Origin of the sequence: Fluoribacter gormanii (assembly GCF_900156395.1) — a bacterium.
Lineage (GTDB): Bacteria > Pseudomonadota > Gammaproteobacteria > Legionellales > Legionellaceae > Legionella > Legionella gormanii.
The window spans coordinates 38,261-41,850 of sequence record NZ_FTNL01000028.1 but is presented as its reverse complement, the minus strand read 5'-3'; the positions used below and the strand labels follow the sequence as shown (position 1 = coordinate 41,850).

The following is a 3,590-nucleotide window of genomic DNA, read 5'->3' as shown; positions in this document are numbered from 1 at the left end:
CAAATCTTTTTAAGCGGCTCCAATAATATACTAGGGTCATAAATTTTCTTTTTGCCTGGTTTTTTAGGTTTTTTATCAGCGATGGGTAACTGCCTTAATAACCTAGCTGCAGCTTTACGATGATAACCATGGGTTTCGCAAAACTCATCCAACATACGTTTTTTTACAGCACGATTACCACAGCGATAACGCCAACGTTGTGTTTTTAAATATAAATCCATCCTCAATTCTCCCATGCCGTTCTCCCTCCTTCGGCAACAGTGATATTGAGGCAACGATGCAATTTATATGCTTATCTGGCTTCGGCTTCGGCAACAGGTAATTTGAGGCAATGCGGTTTTAGACCTAACATAATTTTTGTTCATATTTAAATCATAATAAGTTGTTATACTATGAATAAATAGATAATTTTTATTGGAGTAAGTATGTTTTTTGATGAACATGAAACTGAACTCGAAGACTTTTCGATAATTCATTTAAGAAAAAAATTAAAATCAATGAAAGGTACTAAAGTATCCAAAAAATCTATTGTGCAATCTATATTGAAAACGCTCCCATTTTTTAACAAGTTTATTGAGTCTGCAGAGGGAGCTGGGAGTACTATTACGAGTATGGTACAAATCCAAGGGCATCTCACTCATGCTTCAGATGTAGCAGGTAATGCTTTTCTAATCATTAGAGTAGTGAATGCTGCAATTGATTTTATTAGGATTCCATGTATTTATATAGCTGCCTATATAGCGAATCAAGAATCACCGATTACGCTGTCACGTAATGCCCGTTTTTTATATTCAGCAGTGCTTTTGGGGCTTACGATAACCGCTTTAGCATTTCCTCCTTCAGCCCCTATTATTGCCTTAGTGCTCTCAATCGCTGCCTTGGGCTTAAGTGTAGTCACCCTTGCCAAGCTTTATTACAAACGATATGAAGTAAAAGATCAGTTAGCACAAATAGAAAAAGATATTGATATCAAAAAAAATCGGATAACTCATCTAATTGATAGCCTGGAACAATTAGAGAGCGAAGCAAAAAAGGCAAAGCTTGAAGGGCAAAGAGAGAACATCAAATACCTGGAAGAGAAAATCAAAACGGAACGACATGAAATTAAGGAACAATTAAACGAGTTGCAAAAATTATATGATACTCAGGAGATTGGTAAGGAAAAATTGGCTAAGCTCGGTACGATAGCTACTTTGGATAAAACAGCAGGTGTGGCGTTCACTTCGCTGGCATTAATTGGTGCCATAGTCAGTTTAGCATTCCCTCCGGCAGGACTTCCAATACTTGCTGCTGCAGCTTCTTTGGCTGCTATCTATGTGGTTGGGCGTGTTACCTATCCTTTATTTAAGTTTCTTGCGGGAAAAATAGTTAATATAATTACAAGAAAGACAGGGCCCGCTAAAAACGATGAAGATAAAGGCGCAAAAGACGATTTGACTGATAAAGACTTTGAAACTTCATCTATGAAGGTTAAATATGATATGGCTATAATAAAAAAAGATGCAAAACGGTTAGAACAACTCGTGGCGGATTTTCCAATTATTGATACACACCCAGAATCAGAGTTAACGACACCAACTCCTACTTTAAAAATCACCGATGCTAAAAAGAAAAAAAGTGATGAGGAATTACCAGAAGAAGATGAACATCCATCAATTTAAATAAGAGCAATAATGTCATCCTCGCCTGCACGGTAATGACATCAATTTAGAGGATGACCTATCGTGGTTCCACGTATCAAACGGGATTAATAGGCGGGAGAGCCTGTTCATTTTCTTTTTTTCTCGGATTATTTTTTTTCAATTGCTGAACACTGCTCCATAATTCATCACCGCGCCACAAGGTTTTTTCTTTATTTTTGTATAAAACTTGAGATAGGATTTGCACTTGTTTTTTGAACGTCGCGTCAGTCGTAAGGCGAGTTAAATCAGTTAAATTTAATATAGGGGCATCTGGCCAATAAAGATTGGCCCACTTTAATAAGGCATCCCGTGTTTGTTGAGGATTAGCTTGCGCACATGCTTTATGAAGATTATTTAATACGTTTTTGTATTGACCTCTCTGGGTATTTTTATTGCGCTTTTGCCATCCCCATAAGCCTAAAGTAACGATCCAGGCAAATGCAAAAAGTGCGGCGACTATCCAGGCCCAATCAAATTTTTCTGGAGTAGTAGTAAGCTCACTCACTTCTTTTGTTGGTTGAGTGATCTGCTGATTTTGAGATAAGGTAGGTTGGGTTGTATTTGTTGCAGGTGCGGTGTTAGAAGGAGTTACTTCAAAGGTTTTTGCAGGTAAGGTGGCTAGTTCTTCCTTACCTGTTTCCGTATTGAACCAAGGGAGTTTGAGTTCAGGAATTGTTATTTTTCCTGCTTTATTGAATAAATAGGTGACTTTGATTTCTGTGCGGCCAATCAATTCACCATAGGTGACCCGGTTTTTATCTTTACCTTTCTCCGGATAAACATTAACCCCGTCTGTTTCGGCAAAATTGAGTGTAGGTAAAAGTTGTGCTGGGATTCCTACTCCTTCAATAATTACACTACGAATTAAGGTGTTGCCTTGAGCGATAGTTTTTTCGGATTGTTCATATTCTTCCATTAACTTAACTTGTTTTGCTGGCAGCCAAATTTTACCTGAATATTCTTTAGGAATTGGTTGTACGTCGATGTTAATGGTTTTGTCCTGAGCTTTTACTCGCTCAGGATTAAAATCATAGATCAATGCGGTAAATACCGGTGATTTTATTTTTAAAGGACCACTTTTTTGTGGAAAAACGGCATAATTTTGTTCTTCCACAAGATAAGTCACATTATTTTTTTGGATCTGGGAGCGTTTTTCCTCCCCCAAAGGGATGAGCAGGGCATTTTCTACTTGTGGTCCTTTATAATCTGCATCTAAAAGATGTTTTGAATTGTATAAAGTCACTTTATAAATAATTTGCTGATTGACATAAGGGCTTTTTTTGTCAACTTCGGTAGTTAAATATAGATCCTGATTGTTTTGATTGGCAGAATTGTCTTTGGAGGAATTTTGCGATGTCGTACCTGTGGTTACCTCAATTGTCAGGGGTTTTGTATAGTCCCTGCCAATTTTAATCGCGGGAATTGTTACTTTACCTTCTTTTTGTGGCTTTAAAGTAATAGTCCATTCACTAGATGATTGTGCTTGGCCATTAATGATCGAATAATTCATACGACGTTCGGTACCAAGAATCATAAAATTCTTTTGTAGCGGGGTCAGATCCGGAATACCCCCATTTTGTAAATTATCTTGAGTTAAAATTAATCTGAAAGAATCATCAATGCTTGCTTGAGAAGGCTCAACTTGCACGTGTACTTCAGCATTGGCGAATGCACTAAATAAACAAAAGAAACCAATAATTATTATTTTTTTCATTGATACCACCCGCGTTCTCTTCGTAAATGGTCACGTAAGAATTTTTCTCGCATCAACCCGCCTGGATCATCTGGAATCAAGCGCAACCATTGTTCTTTGGCTTGTTGTTTTTCTCGTTCTGCTTCAGATTGCGCTTCACTATTCTGCTGATCTTTGTTTTGCTGATCTTTGTTTTGCTGATCTTTGTTTTGCTG

General features: G+C 37.5%; 2 protein-coding genes and 2 pseudogenes. 1 reads left to right on the top strand and 3 read right to left on the bottom strand.

Annotated elements, in window-relative coordinates:
- A pseudogene (locus tag BW930_RS14890) lies at positions 1-236 on the bottom strand (integrase); the annotation flags it as partial.
- A gap of 189 nt (positions 237-425) precedes the next feature.
- On the opposite strand from BW930_RS14890, the gene BW930_RS14885 reads away from it, so the two are divergent.
- Positions 426-1,661, top strand: coding sequence for a hypothetical protein (locus tag BW930_RS14885; RefSeq protein WP_058469397.1), 1,236 nt, complete (start codon positions 426-428; stop codon positions 1,659-1,661).
- A gap of 76 nt (positions 1,662-1,737) precedes the next feature.
- Here BW930_RS14885 and BW930_RS14880 read toward each other — a convergent pair whose 3' ends face one another.
- Positions 1,738-3,396, bottom strand: coding sequence for a BatD family protein (locus BW930_RS14880; RefSeq protein WP_058469396.1), 1,659 nt, complete (start codon positions 3,394-3,396; stop codon positions 1,738-1,740).
- Positions 3,393-3,590: pseudogene (locus BW930_RS17380) on the bottom strand (tetratricopeptide repeat protein); the annotation flags it as partial. The gene BW930_RS14880 and the pseudogene BW930_RS17380, both read right to left, overlap by 4 nt.